Source organism: Phocaeicola acetigenes (assembly GCF_027529745.1).
Classification (GTDB): domain Bacteria; phylum Bacteroidota; class Bacteroidia; order Bacteroidales; family Bacteroidaceae; genus Phocaeicola; species Phocaeicola acetigenes.
Map to the genome: position 1 here is coordinate 1 of NZ_JAPZVM010000013.1, position 17,574 is coordinate 17,574.

At 46.0% G+C, this 17,574-nt stretch carries 16 protein-coding genes; 7 read left to right on the forward strand and 9 right to left on the reverse strand.

Annotated features, from left to right (window positions below; all coding sequences use genetic code 11):
• From O6P32_RS12335 to O6P32_RS12365, 7 genes are all read left to right on the forward strand, one after another.
• On the forward strand, positions 1-270 hold a 270-nt coding region (locus tag O6P32_RS12335; RefSeq protein WP_269878823.1), incomplete at its 5' end, for a sigma-70 family RNA polymerase sigma factor.
• Positions 271-341: 71 nt separating this feature from the next.
• Positions 342-1,145, forward strand: coding sequence for a FecR family protein (locus tag O6P32_RS12340; RefSeq protein ID WP_007558542.1), 804 nt, complete (start codon positions 342-344; stop codon positions 1,143-1,145).
• Positions 1,142-3,703, forward strand: coding sequence for a TonB-dependent receptor domain-containing protein (locus O6P32_RS12345; protein WP_007558544.1), 2,562 nt, complete (start codon positions 1,142-1,144; stop codon positions 3,701-3,703). Before O6P32_RS12340 ends, O6P32_RS12345 begins: the two co-directional genes overlap by 4 nt.
• Before the next feature lie 4 nt (positions 3,704-3,707).
• Positions 3,708-4,688, forward strand: coding sequence for a DUF4249 domain-containing protein (locus O6P32_RS12350; protein WP_007569488.1), 981 nt, complete (start codon positions 3,708-3,710; stop codon positions 4,686-4,688).
• A 15-nt stretch (positions 4,689-4,703) separates the two neighbouring features.
• Entirely contained in the window at positions 4,704-5,330 is a 627-nt protein-coding gene (locus O6P32_RS12355) for a hypothetical protein (RefSeq protein ID WP_007558550.1), read from the forward strand.
• A gap of 26 nt (positions 5,331-5,356) precedes the next feature.
• On the forward strand, positions 5,357-6,199 hold the full coding sequence (locus O6P32_RS12360) for a DUF4848 domain-containing protein (protein ID WP_007558552.1): 843 nt from the start codon (positions 5,357-5,359) through the stop codon (positions 6,197-6,199).
• Positions 6,200-6,288: 89 nt separating this feature from the next.
• Complete coding sequence (locus O6P32_RS12365) at positions 6,289-7,056, forward strand: hypothetical protein (RefSeq protein WP_007558554.1); 768 nt, start codon at positions 6,289-6,291, stop codon at positions 7,054-7,056.
• Positions 7,057-7,109: 53 nt separating this feature from the next.
• On the opposite strand, the gene O6P32_RS12370 is transcribed toward O6P32_RS12365, so the two are convergent.
• The 9 genes from O6P32_RS12370 to O6P32_RS12410 all read right to left on the reverse strand — a co-directional run bounded on the left by O6P32_RS12370 (position 7,110) and on the right by O6P32_RS12410 (position 17,537).
• Positions 7,110-8,576 (reverse strand): coiled-coil domain-containing protein, encoded by a 1,467-nt coding sequence (locus O6P32_RS12370; protein ID WP_171028056.1) that lies wholly within the window; start codon positions 8,574-8,576, stop codon positions 7,110-7,112.
• 277 nt (positions 8,577-8,853) lie between these two features.
• On the reverse strand, positions 8,854-9,966 hold the full coding sequence (locus O6P32_RS12375; protein WP_040312054.1) for a DUF6371 domain-containing protein: 1,113 nt from the start codon (positions 9,964-9,966) through the stop codon (positions 8,854-8,856).
• Positions 9,967-10,147: 181 nt separating this feature from the next.
• The gene (locus tag O6P32_RS12380; RefSeq protein WP_007558561.1) at positions 10,148-11,296 is read right to left on the reverse strand and encodes an AAA family ATPase; all 1,149 of its coding nucleotides are present in this window, start codon (positions 11,294-11,296) and stop codon (positions 10,148-10,150) included.
• A 5-nt stretch (positions 11,297-11,301) separates the two neighbouring features.
• A complete protein-coding gene (locus O6P32_RS12385; protein ID WP_040312055.1) occupies positions 11,302-11,676 on the reverse strand; it encodes a helix-turn-helix domain-containing protein in 375 nt (124 codons plus the stop codon).
• Positions 11,677-11,885: 209 nt separating this feature from the next.
• Positions 11,886-12,716 carry a hypothetical protein gene (locus O6P32_RS12390; RefSeq protein WP_007557693.1) on the reverse strand — a complete coding sequence of 277 codons (831 nt, stop codon included), beginning with the start codon at positions 12,714-12,716 and terminating at the stop codon, positions 11,886-11,888.
• A 228-nt stretch (positions 12,717-12,944) separates the two neighbouring features.
• Positions 12,945-14,063, reverse strand: coding sequence for a tyrosine-type recombinase/integrase (locus tag O6P32_RS12395; RefSeq protein ID WP_007557695.1), 1,119 nt, complete (start codon positions 14,061-14,063; stop codon positions 12,945-12,947).
• Positions 14,064-14,194: 131 nt separating this feature from the next.
• Entirely contained in the window at positions 14,195-15,136 is a 942-nt protein-coding gene (locus tag O6P32_RS12400) for a helix-turn-helix domain-containing protein (RefSeq protein ID WP_007557696.1), read from the reverse strand.
• 382 nt (positions 15,137-15,518) lie between these two features.
• Positions 15,519-16,397, reverse strand: coding sequence for a glycosyltransferase family 2 protein (locus tag O6P32_RS12405; protein ID WP_269878827.1), 879 nt, complete (start codon positions 16,395-16,397; stop codon positions 15,519-15,521).
• Between the two features lie 12 nt (positions 16,398-16,409).
• Positions 16,410-17,537: a glycosyltransferase family 4 protein gene (locus O6P32_RS12410; protein ID WP_269878828.1), complete on the reverse strand. Its 1,128-nt coding sequence runs from the start codon at positions 17,535-17,537 to the stop codon at positions 16,410-16,412.
• Between the last annotated feature and the right edge of the window lie 37 nt (positions 17,538-17,574).

Consider the following 17,574-nt stretch of genomic DNA (forward strand, 5'->3'; position numbering starts at 1 on the left):
AATCTTTCCCCTTCTGATTTTGAAGATACGTTGAGCGATGAGGAAGCGGAGGAACGTTCGGTCAGGGAAGCGCGGATGTGGACTGCCATTGATGCCTTGCCCGAACGCTGCCGGGAGATATTCCTGCTGAACAAACGCGACGGCATGAAATACAGGGAGATAGCCGCCAAGTTCCAGATTTCCGTAAATACGGTGGATAACCACATCAGCAAGGCGCTCCGACTGATACGGGAAGGGACACAGAAAGTTTACGCATTCTTATTTAACTAATATTCACAAATTCCGCATAGTGAATTTGTCTGTAATCCCAGTCATTAATACGAAAACCAAAATAAAAGAGTATGAGAACCACGGATGAAAAATGCCTTCATTTTGTCTTGCGCCACTATCAGAAGAACAAGTTGGATACGCAAAAAGCATTGAAGGCTTTCAAAGAGAAATACCAGATAACGGAACAGGAACGGAAATCCTTCCGCTTGTGGTGGATACTTCCCGGTATGGCGGCAGCCATTCTGGTCGCAGTCCTTATTTATCCCCGCTTCCGGGAAAACGGAGCATGGAAGGAGGTAACGGCTTACTCGCACCCCGTGGATTATATGCTTCCGGACAGTTCCTCCATAACCCTGTTCCCGCATTCTTCCGTCCGTTTCCACGCAAAAGATTACCGGAAATCCAGCCGCAAAGTTCACATGGAAGGAAAAGTCGCGTTTTCTGTCAAGCATGACAATGCCCACCCGTTTACGGTAGAAGGGAAACTGTCCCAAGTCAGGGTATTGGGTACTGTCTTTACCGTCGATGAGAGCCGTGCAGACACAGCTATCGTGCAAGTCACATCGGGAAAGGTGCAGTTCTCAGCAATCGGGCAACCGGACGTTGTGATACTGACCGGAGGCATGGCAGCGCAAGTGACGGAAGAACAACCGGACGTACAGGTAATCAAAGAACGGAAAGCGGGCAGCTTTATTTTCGACAACGCCCCACTTCCAAAGGTACTTGAGGAATTGTCCCGATATTATAAAGTCAAACTATCCGCAAGCAATGAGAATAAACGCCTGACGGCCAGCTTCAAGAACAAAAGCCTTGATGAAATAATCAGGTTTATAGAGAAAGTGTTGAATGTAAAGATAGAAAAAGTAAAACAATGAAGTTAACAATCATTGCGATTATATTGTGTGTCTCTCTGGGTGCTAAAGCCCAACAGGATTCAACCGAAATGAAAAAAGCCATAGATGCCATGCAAAAAATGTATTCTGTTCATTTCGTATACGATTCTTCCTTGGCAAATATAAAGCCCAAAGGTATCTTCCAGCGGAGCAGTTCCTTGCCTGAGAACCTAAAAAGGATTTTCAGCGGAACCGGCATCCGATGGGAGATTCAGGGAGAATATGTCCTGCTGTTCCGCCAGAACAACTATACTTTTTCCGGCCACATATGCGAGGATAAGGGAGAAACGCTGATCAACGTGACCATTTTCGATTTGAATACCCAAACGGGAACACTGAGTAACGAACAGGGATTTTTCAGCATTACGCTGCCGGAGGGGAAACACAAACTTCGTTTCTCTTATATAGGTTATCAGGATGTGGTGAAGGAGGTGGATTTGACATCCAATTACAACGGTGTCATCTACCTGAAAGAAAGCAATACTTCGCTGAAAGAAGTAGTAGTGGTTGCAGACTTGAACGCTTCCCTCCGCACGACACAGACCGGCAAAGTGTCGCTGACCTCGGAACAGTTGAATACGGAGTTTTCGCTGCTTAGTTCACCGGACTTGGTAAAGACCCTCCAGAATATTCCCGGTGTGGCTTCCGGAACGGAGCTGCTTTCCGGCATGTATGTACACGGAGGCAAGAACGATGAGAACCTTTTTCTGCTGGACGGAACACCGCTTTACCAGATCAACCATTTGGGCGGGCTGTTCTCCGCTTTCAATACGGATATTATCAAAAACGTGGATTTCTATAAAAGCGGTTTCCCGGCACGTTACGGCGGCAGACTTTCTTCCGTAGTGGATGTACGCACCAAAGAGGGGAACATGAAGGAGTTTCACGGGACTTTCTCCTTGGGGCTGCTCGATGGCAGAGTCCAGTTTGAAGGCCCGATCATAAAAGACAAGACCTCGTTCAACATAGCCATGCGAAGAAGTTGGGCAGATCTTTTCACAGCTCCGGCATTCTTCCTGCTCAACCGTTCCAATCCCGATGACAAAAAGAACGTGCGCTATGCCTTTCACGACATCAACGGGAAAATCACCCACCGTTTTTCGGACAATAATAAACTGTCCCTTAGCGTGTATTCCGGAAATGACCTGCTGAAGACAAAAGCCCGGCAGACGTTCGAAGACGGGGAACATTACGACTCCGATTTCAAGGCTCAATGGGGCAACCTGACTACGGCTTTGACGTGGAACTGTCAAATCGTCCCGAAGTTGTCCGGCAGTTTCACCGGTGTCTATTCACGCAATATCTCCATGTATGATTATGTGGAAGGCAGCCGTTTCTTTTCCGACGGGGAACAAACTTCCATGACGGGAATGGAACGGTCCAACCGTTCCACAATCGACGACATGGGATACCGCATGGAGTTCGACTACCGTCCCGGCACGAATCATCATATACGCTTTGGCAGCAATTATCTGCATCACATATATCATCCGCAAAGCACGGCTTCCAGAAACCAGACGGACAGGGATACCTTATCGACAGAAAACGCAAGCAGCTATAAGGGTAACGAGGTCGCTTTTTATGTGGAAGATGAAATGCGGCTGTCCTCCAGGACGAAATTAAACGCGGGACTGCATTACACCCTTTATCAGACAGACGGAAAGATGTACCATTCCTTGGAGCCAAGACTGGCCATGAGTTACCAATGCTCGGAAAAAGCCACGATGAAAGTGTCCTATACGGAAATGAGCCAATTTGCGCACCAACTGTCAAACACCTATCTGAACCTGCCGACAGACAGTTGGGTTCCTTCCACACGCAAAGTTCGTCCCATGCGTTCAAGGCAAGTGGCAGCCGGGATATATACGGAGTTGCCTTGGCATATCAGTTTGAACGTGGAAGGATATTACCGTACCACAAGCCAACTGCTGGAATACGACGGGGGCAACAGCCTGATGCTTCCTGCCGAGAACTGGGACAATCTGGTCAAGACCGGCAAGGGAAAGTCTTACGGCGTAGAATTGTCATTGGCATACAAAGACCGTTACAATGTCATCGAAGCAGGATATACGCTTTCATGGAGCTTGCAAAAGTTTACTGATTTTTATCCCGGCTGGTATTCCAGCAAGTTCGACAACCGGCATAAACTGAACATCGCCTACCGGCATAAGTTCAATGACCGTATAGATGCCTACGCCGCATGGGTTTACCGTAGCGGCGACCGTGCCACCGTCCCGAACCAGTATGTAAACGGGCCCTCTTTTCCGGGCATACCGGATTCAGGCGAACCGGAACTGGTTTACGAGAAACCGAACAACATCACGCTCCCGGCATATCATCGGCTCGATTTGGGTGTCAATTTCCGGCGTACTACCAAAAGGGGATTCGAGCGTATCTGGAACGTCAGCATTTATAACGCCTATTGCCGTATGAATGCGTTTTATACCCGGATAGAGCGTCTGCCCGACGGCGGTTTCAGGGGTAAGGGATTTGGCATTTTCCCGATTATACCCTCGTTTAGTTATACCCTCAAATTTTAAGTGCATGAAACATTTATATCATATATTACTGCCCGTGTATATCGGCTTACTTTCGTCCTGTACCTATCATTTTGAACTGGACGATGTGGGCGCTTCTCCCAAACTGGTGCTATACAGCTATCCGGGAAGCGGCGACACAACGGTAGTCCACCTTTCACGCAGCCTTCCCGTCAGTCAGAAAGGCGAGCTCGTCCGGGGACTGAAGGGAGCGGACGTCCACCTGTCCGTAAACGGTGAAGCGGTACCCCTTGCATGGACGGACGATTCCATACCGGGAGTCCCCGCCCAAAGCTATTACGCGGTAAAGGCGTATGAAGATGGCGACAAGGTCAACATAACCGCAGCGGCAGAAAGAATGAAAGCGGTTTCATCCGCTACGGTTGTCCCGTCCCGATTCCCTTTGACATCAATCAAATTGGCTCTCAAAGACGGTGAACCGAACCTGCTTCAGTTTCGGATAGGCTTTACAGACAATGCGCAGACAAAAGACTATTATGCGTTGAAGGTGGAGCGTAAACAACTGTTCTGGAACGATGGCAAGTATTCGGAAGAAAGCAGTACCCTCGCGTTGAACTTGGACGACGAACCTCTGCTGAATACATCTTCCGGGTTAGACGATATCCTGATGATTGAAAACGGGTTCTACCGGAATTTGTATTACTGGGACGATACGAAAATTAAAGGGAAAAGCTACACGGTTCGTCTGAATACCAATTACGAGGCAGACTATGAAGACGACTTCATAACCCCTGACGGAACCGAACATATCAAACGCCAAGTGAAATACAGAATCAGCCTGTACAGCCTTTCGGAAGAGTTTTACAGGTATCTGAAATCACTGAACGACCAGAAAAACAACGGGCTTGGAAACTCTGAACTGGCTCCCATACGCTCTACTTACACCAATGTCATAAACGGGATAGGTGTCGTGGGAGGATGCAGGATGTTCCAGACGAAATGGATAGACAATTTACAGGAAAACTAAATAATAATAAAAAAAATGAAAAAGACAATTTTATCAATGCTTTTCTTGCTGGCAGGAATAGGATGCTTTGCACAAAAATCCGGCATTATCATCGGTGTGACGGACGGACATTTGGGAAAATATTCGGGATATGCTTACATGAGTACGGGAACGGCGAACAACTCTTCCTACCCCGAAACCCGATGGACACCCGGAGTAGGCTTTAATTTGGGCTACCAGTTTGGCTTCGATCTTTCCAACCGTTTCTGGATTGATGCTTCCATATTGGGAAAAGCCGTTCAGGGAAAAGCAGAGTCCTTCGATTTGAATGGAAACAACGTTGTTCCCTGGTCTGACAAGGCATGGATATGGGGACTTGCTTTGAACGGCTCAATCAATTACCGCATCTGTTCCGGACTGTATGCCGGTATTGGCATTGAACCCACCGGTTATTTCAAAACCGATAAATTGAAGGAAAACTTGGAAGGGCGGGTTTTCGACTTTCCGATAGTCCTCACCTTAGGCTATGAGTTTAAGAACGGCATGAAATTGTCCGCTTCCTACAAGCATGGTTTCAAGCCATTGTATGACAATGCTTTTGCCTCCAATACAAAGAATAACAAAGAGTTCGGCATATCATTATATGTGCCCATGTTTAAATAATAACCAATTATTAAATTTTTTCAATTATGAGAAAAACGCTTTTTAGTCTTGCTTTGGCAATGGCTGTCTTATCATCATGTAGTTCTGATGACATAGTGAACAATCCGATGAATGAGGAGAACCATTCTTTCCCGGCCTCCAGAAGTTTGCATGAAAATATTCTTTCCTTTTCCAGTGAGGAGGAATACAATGCCTTGCTCGATTCCTTGGGCACGTTGTCCGATGAGGAACTTCTGCAATGGGAATCCGGACAGAAAGGCTTCACCTCCATGTACAGGATGCACAGCGAAGCCTTGGGACAGATATTAAACGCCACATGCAAGGAAGAATATGAATCCATTAAGACTGCTTACCAGACTGATTTTATATTCAACGACAAGGACAGCACCGATTTGTCGATATATATGCCGGTGTTGAATGTAAGCAAGGCAATCACATTGACCCCCGAAGGGTTCGTATGTATCGCCGGTGAGAGAAAGAACATGAAGGAGTTTGAAAATTATGACGGATATAAAAAAGAACTTTCTTTACTTTATCCTGTCCCGCTGGGTGTAACGATCGAAAATGGTATAAACAGGGTTTACGTGAAAACGAAGAAAAGAAAGTTCACCGCACAGATTGGTATGCGAGGAAACCAACAGGCTATCCGTGTAAATGCGTCTAAAAAAGTTTTATGGGGCTGGGTGGAATATACGACTGCGTACTATTGGAAATACACGCCTAACGGCCCTGTACAATTTGGTAAAGAAGTGAAAAGCGGTCATGACATTATGATCGTGGGCAATCCTTTCCCAAATGGAGCGAAATTGTATATGTGGACTCGCGGTACCGGTGAAGAAAACTGCGGAATAATGACTGTGCAATTGTAATCCTTATTGAACCGGATTATTCACCAATCATTCGGGACGAATCTCTGATATAGCCAAATGTTCGTCCCGAATATTAAAATTATCATTTTATGAGCAGGAAAGTATTTACTTGTTTTATAGTGATTTTCTTTTTTCTAAATAAAGCCGCTTCTTACGGTCAGGAATTTCAAGTGTCGCGTGACACCGTCAAGGTTTCCGTTCAGGAAGGAAATACTTCGCCTCATAACGAAAGAAGCATTACCCCAAAGCCTTTGGATATACGGAAAGCGGTTGATCTTTCTTCCGGCAGTTGCCCGTCCCAGATAACATTTGACGTGCAGAACCCATATAATCCGACATTCCCTACCGACAAATCGCCTTTGCATGAGGGGGAATATTCGACCTCCGGTATCATTAAAAGCTATCCTTCCGGCTATTTTTACGGCATAGGCAGGCAGGAAAACTTCATCGGCTTGGGAACAATGAACTATGCAGGTATCGGATATGTATATTCTCCCGGTTGCTGGTCATTTAACTTGCAGGCATATACCGTAAAATGGAGTGTCCCCAGACGCGAGAGTCAGCTATTGGGATTGTCCGGGCTGTTGACATATCCCGTCAACGAGAAAATTCGTCTAAACACATTTGCCTCATACTCCTTCATTCTTTCTTCTCCTTTCAGTTCCTCGAATTACGGGGGATTCGTTTCCTATGACATCATTCCCAACTGGGGGATGGATTTCGGCGTCAGAAGCCATACCGATTTTCCGTTGCATAAAACGAAAACGCTTCCGATAGTAGCTCCGTATTTTCAGTATAAAGGCAACAAATTGGGTATTGATATCGGTGGCGGATTATTTAATTTGCTATTCAAATAACCTGCACTGATTTCTATCGTTACTCCTGAAGCGAGGATTATAAGATAAAGGTATTATCTTTTCATCGAAAAACCTCTTTTCTGCTGCTGGTCATAATTCCCTTCCACCACATTGTCAACTTCCCGTCTGGCTTTGATTTGCTCCCGGTTGTCAAATTCACCCTTTTGCCTGGCAGTGAAGTACAGGAAATCCCCTGCCGCCTGATGTGATTGTCTGTCATCCCCGAACAGGTTAAGGGCGTTCTTGATGTCATATACCTGTTCCGTGTCAAAACGGGACTTGTAATAATCACGGGCAAAACGGATGATACTGTGTACCGCCTTGCGGAAGATGTCGCTTGTTTTTAGCAGCAGGAAACTGAGGCAGCCGATAATATGGCTTTGCCATGCAATCCGGTTCTTGAGTCTCGTAGTTTCCTGTACATGTTCCGTTTCCTTGCGGTTCAGTTCGGACCGGTGTTTGGCCTCCAGTTGCATCAGCTCACGGCTGTGGTCGTTCTGTATGGTCTGGATTTTATCCTGCAACCGTTCGATGGTTTCCTCGTGCGTGGAAATCTCACAGCGCAAATCCTCTATTTCATTTTTCAGGGCTTTCGATTTCCCGGTAGCCCAGCCGACAGCGGCGTTCAGAAGTTCACTTCCTTTTTCCTTGTTCAGTCTGGAGCGTTTCTCGCTGATAGCCCTGTCAAGGTCTTCACTCTGCCGTTCCTTTTCATTTGCCTTTTCGATAAGGGCGTTGGTAATGCTTTCCGTTTCATGCATCTTTTTGTTCGCCATTTCCAGCTCATGTTCCCGGTATTGCCTCGTGGCATCAAGCCGCTTCATTTCCTCCTTCTGCTTCCCAATGATAAAGTCGTTACGTTCCTGATGTTCCTTGCCTGTAACAGCCTTTGACTGCCCACGCTCCATCAGGAGTATGTCGGATGCCAGATTCTGCATTTCTGTCATATCCTTGTCATTGAGCTTGCAGCTCTTGCCTGTGTCATGGTTCATCCAGTCAAAAACGATATGGGCATGGTAATTCGGCTTGAACCATCTTTCGCCGACTTTGAAACTCTCCCTGTCTTCCGCTTCCGGCTGACCGTTCAGCCAGTGTCCCTCGTCCTTGTGCAGGAAGATCTGGAGAGGAGTGATGCCCCAGCGTCTCTGGCACTCCTCGCCAAACTTGCACACATCTGCCAGTGTCGTGTCCGGTCTGATGAGCAACACGCCCTCACGGATTGGCGAGCATCCAGCCACCTTGGTGATTTTCCCGTTCTTGCCTTTTCGTTCACGTTCCTTCTCCTGCATCGCACGTCCTGTCTTTTCCTTGACCATCCGCTTGATGTAGTCATAGTGCGCCTGCAGGTCGGGATTGCCGAAGCCCGGGTTTATCCACTGCTCGTTACCGGCAGTCAATTCGGGTACGATGTAGATTTGAGACTTGCCGATATTGCGCATATATTCGGCAGTTCTCCGGTTATGAGCCCCACTTGATGTGACTCTGCAGGGCTTGATATGTATGCTTGATTTTGTTGCCATTTTTATGTTGATTTGGTTATTAACTAAAGTTGTTTGCCGCTGTTCGCTCATAACCGCTATGGGGTTCTTAGAGGCTGTGCCCATAAGGGAGATTGCAAAGAGAGGGTCACTCTTTGCTCGGGGTTCTCAGGGGTGAAACGCCCTGAGTGGGACGGGGCAACGCCCAGCCCCTCGGGAGAGCCCACAACTACGAAAGCGGAGCGTGTAGTTATAGTGGGCTATATCAAGGGCAAGCCCTTGTCTGTCCGCTACAGCCTACGGCTTCCGCTCTCCTCCATTAAGGAGGGTTTTCATCGCCACTGCCGATTGGGGATGTACTGACCAGTACAAGGTCGAAATCATCTATCAGCTTTTGCAGGACGGGGTTCTTCTCTATCATCCGCCGGAGGACTTTTTCCGCCTCTACAAGATGATTGGCTGTACACATTATTTTACTTTCTCGTATCTGGAAGACAATCCAGTCGGCTATGTCGATATGGGCTGCCTTCTGTTCCGGTGTGGCGTTCTTCTCTATGATGTCAGACACGACAACCTTGCAATAGGTCATGTCCCTGGCATGCTGTTTCCACTCCGAATATCCGTCCGCATCGGGAAAGAGAAGCACGGTTCGTCCGCTCAGCACACGGAGCTTTTCCTCTCTCAACTGGCTTTTGCCGCCTGTCGCCAGCCATACATAACCGGGAAAGAGGGCAGAGCCGATAACGGCACTCTTTTCGGATTCCACCAAGACCGCTACCTTGTCGGGATAGACATTCAGCAGGTGTTCCCCGAACAGGCATTGGGAAAGTTGCCAATCCTCCGGCAGTACCCGTTGCCTTTTCAGTATGCTGTGTATCCAGTCCACTGCCGACACCTCTCCTCCCTTGATACGGTGTCCGTCCTCTGGATTGTACTGCATCACCTTGCCCGTGCGTACCCTGTTTGTGCGGTCTATCTGCCAGAAGATGACAGCCCCGTCACGGGTTGCTCCAAGACGGTACTCTTCCAGCAACCGCTTCAACACTTCCTTTGCCTTGCTGCCGTAATAGGAATCAAGGAGCGAGGAAATGAAGCGGAAGAAGTTGCTGTGCACGCTTTGCGACCTCTCCACATACTTTGGCGGTATGTAGCCTATGCTTGCTTTTGGTGATGTCTGTCCGGGCTTCCGTTCTGACCTTTGCCTGTCAAAAGAGAACCCCTTGTCGGTATGGCATTCGGGGTGGTCGTGGAAATACTCCTTGGGAGTATAATGATACCCGCAACTGCTCTCATGATTGCACCTGCCGACAGACGGATGCAGGAGCATACCGCTTTCATCCACATAACATGTGAAAGAACGCTTGTCCCCGCAATTCGGGCAAGTATGCCGTGTTGCCGTTCCTTTATATTTCTGTAACGAATAGTTGCTCATGGCTTGTCTTTGTTTTTGAGTTTTTCGATTGTTGTCCCGCTGTCCCATTGTCCCGTCCCTATAAGACTTGGGACAGTGGGACACCCCGGGACACCTTGGGACATCAGGCTTCTGCCTGTATCATCCCTTGTACCGTAAATGAAGCGGTTATCCTTTATACAGCTATGTGCAGACTGCTTTTTCATGCCTTATTCTCCTCTTTCCCATATCCTGTAAACAACTCTGCCTGCTTTGTTTCTCTTACTGTCCCGCTTGTCCCATGCTGTCCCACCTGTCCCATTGTCCCACTTCCTGTCTGTTGGGACAGCGGGACACTTGGGACGGCTGCATTCCTGTCCTCCTTGCTGCGCTGGATTATCCGGCTGACGGTGGACTTGCCGCAGTTCACCTGTGAGGCTATCTCCCTGACGGACTTGCCGGACTGGGACAATTGCAGGATTTGGCAATCCCTCTGGCTGGATTCGTTGTCACCCAGTTTCTTCAGGTGTTCCTTTTCCGTTGAATAACCCCTGAACACGAATTGCAGGAAAGCGTCCACCTTCTCAATCTCGTAGATGATTACATTGTCCGCATCGTGGGAGAATGTCCCGTACCGGACTTTGAGCTGCTTCACATAGCGAAGCCCTCCGTCCTGCGCACTCTTCCCGATGGCGAACACGCTGTCAAAGAAATTGTAGAGCCGTTTGCTTCCGGCAAGGTCGTTGGAAGTGATGGGACAGTCCAAAGAGCGTTTGGGTGTATGTGCCAGAACAAGGACGGACAATCCGTATCTCTTTTTGAGGTTGTTGAGCTGTATCATCAGCCGTCCTGCCGCATCGCCTTTCTCCATGGCGCAGCACAGGTAGGTAAGATTGTCAACGATGAAGATTTTGCACCCGGTTTGCAGAGCCATCTGTTCTATGCCTCCCATGATGGCTTCCTCGAAATCGGCTTCCAGCAACGAATTGCAGTCAAGCGATACCCGGTACAGCCTTTCAGGAAAGATGTATGGCGTTCCATGCTCGCTGGTATAGCGTAGCTGGAACTGTTTTTCGGAGAGTTCAAAGTCCAGATACAGCACATCGTCAGTCCGGGCGATACGGTCGGCTATCTGCACGGCAAGGATGGACTTGCCCACATTGGAATCCGCAAAGAGGCAGGACAGTTCCCCCTCATACCAGAAACTGTCCCAGAGCGCACGGGGCGTGGGCAGCAGCGATGCTTCGAGTATCGTCCGGTTGGCGGTCTTGATACTCATCACGCCGATGCTGTCCGGCATCCCGTGCTGTACTTGGGTCGCCCTCGTCAGGTCGCCATGTATCAGACTGATATAATTCTTGTCCTCTTCCATGACGTTTACCAATTACGCGGAGCGGGCTTGCGGCGGTGGGAAGAATATAAGGATTCGCTCAGTTCCTCATCGGACAGGGGTACGGGATTCTTCCGGGAGGATTCCAGCCATTTGTCCAGTTCGTCCCTGTAAAGGCAATATCGTTTGCCGGGCTTGGTGGCGGGAATGCTTCCCTCCGACAGCTTCATGTAGAGCGTGCCTTTGGGAATGCCCAGATATTCCGCCGCCTCTTCCACTGACATGGGGACATGGGTGTCCACCGCCCTTGCGTTGTTCACACTGCGCTGCTCAGTAAGCAGGCTTCTAAGGCTCATCACCTCGTCCCGAAGCTGAGCCACAATCTCCGGGAGGTCGTTGAATGTAATCACTGTTTTTTCCATTTGCGTACTCGCCTCTTTTGTAAGGCTTGGCGCAAAGGACTGGAATGATACAGCCGTGAATATCTCCACGAAAGGTCATTGCAAAATAATTCCCGAATAACGATGCCCAACCGCAAATGACGGGTAAAGTTATTCGGGAATTATTGTATAACAGAGGATTATGAGTTTTGGCTGTTTGTCGTTATTATCGTGATTACTCTAAAACAGGCTTAAATCCGCTTCTCCTGCACATAATCCGCAGGATAATGGAAATCCAGTCTGCCGTTTTCAGGCTCGTCAATGGGAATCAGTGTCTTTAACGGCTCTACCTTGAAGTTCTTGATGGTAGCTATGTCCGTATCGGCAAACTCCCGTGGGAAAAGGGTGCTGATGAAGCGGGCACGGTTATCCCCCGTGTAGTATTTCTTGTACATGAAACGCTCGGAGATATTCCACACGAAATGGCGGAGCGGAATGTTTGAAATATCTTTGGTCAGCCGCCCTTTTATCGGCTTGGGCTTGTAACTGTGGAGCCGCATCCAGTTGTTGACCTCGGCACAGATGTGGTTCACGGTCTCCTTGTCAGCAATACGGGGCATGATGAAATGGATGTATTCCATGACCATAGCGATGCGCTCCTCATTTTCCCGCTGCTCCCTGTCCTCGTAATCGGCACGGTTCTTCTCGTGAAGCTCCGGGGATATGGCAATCTCTGTCGGTTTTATATCCGGGGTCGCTTCTCCACCTGTTGGCATTGATGCCGATATTACAGGCTTGTGTGCATCTTGGGACTGGTCTTCCTGAATTTCTGTGATTTCGGCAGGTGTCTTTTTCCTGCCGAACTTGATTCTGTAGATTTCGTATGTATCGAAAATGACTGTCTGGAAGGAGAAGTAGAGCAGCCACCCCAACAGGTTGCTGCACACAAAGACTATCAGCCTTACAAAGGTGTCTTGGTTGAATTTCTCAGCGACAATCAGTGTCGCTATGGAAGATATTAGGAGGATGGCAAAGCCGACAAATCCTAAAATGATATGTTTGTCTTTTACGGACGGTTCCATATTCTTTGTCTTATTCGGTTGTTACTTGTTACTGTTTTCGCAAATTTAATAGTCTTCTTTCAATTATTACTCATTATCCTTTGTCAGTGGTTTCTTTTTCAATGTTTTTCACCAAATGTCCGGAATCATACTCAATTATCATACTTTAAGTACCAACCAAAATAAAAGGAACGGTTAAAGCTCCAAACAATAACCGCTCCCTCTGAATATCATGGATTTTGAACCGCCTTACGCTTCCTTGCGTTTCAGGGTTATCTTGTCCACGACCTCGCACATCTGCTGTGCCGCCATCTTGGAATAAATCTGCGTGGTGGTAATGTTCTTGTGTCCCAGATAGGCTTGGATGACAGCCATGTCCGTACCCATTTCCACGTGCAGGCTTCCGAATGAATGCCGGGTGCAGTGAAAGGTTATCTTCTTGGTTATGCCTGCCGCCAAGAGCCAGCGTTTGAGTGGTCCTTGCAGCATCTTGTCCTTGAAACCGTCAAAGATAAGTCCCTCGTGCCGTTCCCCAAGCAGTCCGTAGGCTTCATCGCTGATGGGGTTGTGTACAATCTGTTTGGTCTTCTGCATACGGGTGGTCACGAACATCTTGCCGTTGGTGTACGGCTGTATCTGCTGCCAAGTGAGCTGCCTGATGTCGCTCTTTCTTAGTCCGGTCAGACAACCGAAAAGGAACGCCCTTTTCAATACCTCTTCCTCACAAGGCGTTTCGGCAAGCCGTATCAGTTCCTCTTGGCTCAGATGTTCCCTCATGGTGGGAATGCACTCGATGCGGTCTAAGAATCCGTTTGGGTTCTCCTTTATCTTCCTGTCCCGGTAGGCGGTGTGAAGTACCGCACGGAAAGCCGACCAGTAGCCCGCCGCAGAATTGATATGCAGCTTTTGGCTGGTGTGTATGGATTGTGGGGCGTTAAGCAGATATTCCATGAACTTGCGGCACAAATCCACGTCCACCTCCTCAAAGGTGCATTTGCCGTTCACGAACCGCTCGAAATGTTTATAGACGTGCTGCCACTTGATATTCTTCCTGTCTGCCAACCCCTTGAAGTAGGCGAGGAAATCGCCTTTCATCTTGGCTTTGTCAAAGAAGCCGTTGTTCTCGTTGAAGATGGCTTCATAACGCCTATTACGCAGTATCTCCGCTTTTTTCATCATGCGTGCGTTGAAATCACGCTCCTGCTGGTTGGCAGGTTTGGCGAAGATGTAAATCCCAAGAGCTTCACGTGTAATCACCTTCATGGTGGTGTTGTCACGGTAGCCGGGATAATAGTCCAGACACAGCGAATACTGTGTTCCGTTCTTAATCTTGCGCTTGCGCAAGGTAACTGTCTTGCATTTGCTCATATTGATGATGTTTTAAGTTGTACATTTTCGGGGGTGTTCCCGTGTTTACGGTGGCAAAGGAACAACGTGAAACAACCGTGAATACCTCCACGACAATCATTTTGAAATAATTTTCCGGCAATGTCGGTTGCTCACGGTTGTTTCTCCCTTTCAGCCATGACACGCTCCACATCGGAGCGTAAAAGCAGGTTTTTCACGCCTACTTTTATCTTTTCGATGTGCTTCACCTTGACGATATGGCTGATGTTGGCGGAGGAAAGCCCGTAAATCTGCCGGACTTGCTCCACGGTGTAGTAGCGTTCATCGTTCACGAGGTCTGTCCTGCGGAGTTCGTCCAGATGGGATTTGGAGTAATAGGTGCGCCCGTATTCTCTTTTGGTCGGTATCTTGTGGCGGTAGGCGTATGCCCGGAGTGCGGAGGGTTTCATGCCGAACAGTTCTTCCGCTTCTTCAATCAGGAGCCAATCGGTGATATTGCTTGTATCTATAGCCATACCGAAGAACTCGTCAACGTGTTTCTTGCTGTAATAGTTTTTCCCTGCGATGCGGCAGATGGGAATGCGGTTGCGCTTGGCTGTGGTATAGAGCCACGACTGCCTGACCTTGAAGAGCGACATCACCTCCTCGCCAGAATAGAAGTCCAGCACTTCATAGGTTTCCTTTTCCCTTTTTTCTTTTTTGGCAAGCGGGGAAGATGAAGCGGACTTTCTCGGAGTGGAAGTACTGCCGGGCAGGACACGGTGGTAGGGATTGCCCTCCAGCATCCGCTCGATGTCTGTCTTGCGGATAAACGCCATGCGGTTGCTGATACGTGAGGCTTTCAGTTTGCCGAGGGCTACGAGTTTATAGATGTACTGTCGGGAACAGCCCATGAGTACTGCTGCTTTGGAAAAGGTGAGATACTCCTGATGCTGTATCTCCATCAAGGGGCGGACAGCTTTGAAGAGGTTGTTCTTCTGTTCCGTTCTAGCTCGTTTGGCTTCCGCCTGACAAGCCTCGCTGCAATATTTCTGTACCCCGCTCCGGGTTACAAATGACTTGCTGCAAAAATTGCATTTTCTGGTTGTTTTCATGCTGCTTTTATCGTTTACTGGTTCATTCCTTCAATCGTATATCTCTGAAATGGTGAACGGATGTAAACGGAGGTCAACCGTTGTCGCCTTTCTGCACAATGTTACTATTGCTGCATATCAGGGCGGTTGTTGTCGCTCATCGTAAACGGTTGTAAACCCTTGTCAACTGTCCGCACGATGTGGCAAAAAACAAGCTCCGCAAATTCTCCACGTCAGAAATACGTCTCAAAAATATGTGGAAATTTGGGAAGCATCAAAAAGCAGCCGAAAAGTGTTAATTTTTAGAATATTCTGATAGATAAAGACTTACGCTTGAATATTTCTGGTTATTTTTGGTTGTTTTGAGATTCTAAATACAACAGCTGAAACCTTACACATGATTTTAAAACAATTTATTAGGGTATTTTAATGAAAATCGAAGACTTTTTTTGAATACGGACAATAACTTGACTAATACAACAGAAAAAGAGTATACAATCTTACAACATTTATAATTGTATTTTTTTAATTCATAAAAAAAAGAATCATAATCACTTTCCTCAATAAAATTTTTTCCTCTTGAAAAATGTATATAGTCAACCAATATATTTTTAGGCAATAATTGTTTTAAAACCAATTCCCTTTCTAAATCACAAGAATATTTATTCGAACTAATTCCCCCCTCTTCAAAATCCGAAACAATATATTTTATTATTTTATATGTACATTCATTAAAAATAATAGCCTGCATAAAAAATTTCCAGTCACTTACTATCTTAAGATTTTCATCATATCGTATATTTTCAAATAATGAACTTTTAATAAAGCAAGCCTGATGTGGCACAGGACCATACACATAAAAATCGTACATTGTAATCGGAAACTTAAGATCATTCCAGCCTATTATTCCTGAAGGCTGTATAAGAACCTGTCCCATTATCAAATCTTCACCATCTATTAAATAATCTATACAATCAGAAATTGAATCACATGAATGTAAAGAATCACCAGAATTCAAAAAAAGAAAATAGTCGCCTGTCGCTTTTTCTACTCCTTTATTCATGGCATTATATATACCACTATCCGGTTCACTTACCCAATATGATATACGATCTTTATATTTTTCGATAACTTCTTTACTTCCATCAATCGAGTTACCATCAATTACTATATATTCAATAAAAGGATAAGTTTGAGAAACAACACTTTCTATAGTCCGCTTCAAACCGTTCTTATTATTATAATTAATAGTAATAATACTAATTTTTAATTGTTCTTTCATCGTATAAAAATACTAAATTACTTTCTCTATAATTTCTCTGAATGAATCTGACCATACTTTCCAATCAAGCTTCTGAGAATAAACTTGTATTCCTCCTTGATGTAATTTCAACATTTCATTTGAATCTATTACCCGCTTTATACAATCTGCAAAATCAACGTAATTTGATCCAACAGGTAGTCTATAACCATTTATTCCATTAAATACATAATCACCTATTCCTCCTGTATCGTATGTAAATATAGGCAATCCAAAAGCAGAAGCTTCACTAAACACTATTCCTGCACATTCTGCCTTTGTAGGTAAAAGTAATATATTACATCGCTTAATTGTTTTAATATATTGTTGATACTGATTCTCTACATTCTTATCAAGAAAGCCTACACACTCTATAAAAGGCAACTCTTTATATTCTAAAGGCAACTCACGGATACCAACTATTACCAATTTAGCTTTTATACCCAATTGATTTAATCTATCAACAGAGTTAACAGCTACATCGCCTCCCTTCCGTTCCCATTCTACTCCGGAAAACAACACATTTAGAATGCCGCCATTATAAGGATCTACCGGAAGTAAATCTTTAGATTCTAATGTAGGTCCTAATGGTAACACAAAAGTTCGATTAATATCAAAGCCATAATCATTTATTACAGAATCTGTCGCCCATTTAGATGCTCTAATATTTATTGTAGCTCTATGAATAGCTTTCCATTCAAGCAGATTAGCTTCTCTCACAATCCAAGGATGTACCCCTTTCCAATAATAATTTAACATATTTCTAAAGCTAGCATCTGCATAATAAAATATAGGCTTATCTGTCTTTAAAAAAAGAGCAATTTGAGCCCCACCTGGAAAAAAGAAACAATCACATTGTTGAAACTTTTCACTCTTTTCATTTATAGAATTAGCACATAATTTATAAAACCATCGATTCTGCATATAGGCTGTTATTTTTCCACGAAGGAAATAACGAAGTATATAAAGGACTAAACGAATCTTAAAAGAGGCTGATTTATAAGGAATCCAAACGACTTCGTAGCCAGCATTTTCTATACTTTCCCTTAACTTATATATACTCCCGCTCCAAGCTTTTTTATCCTGAAAGGGATTAGAACTACAAATATAACCTATTTTCATTTTTCAAATTTCAAGAAAGAAAATCTTTATGCATACA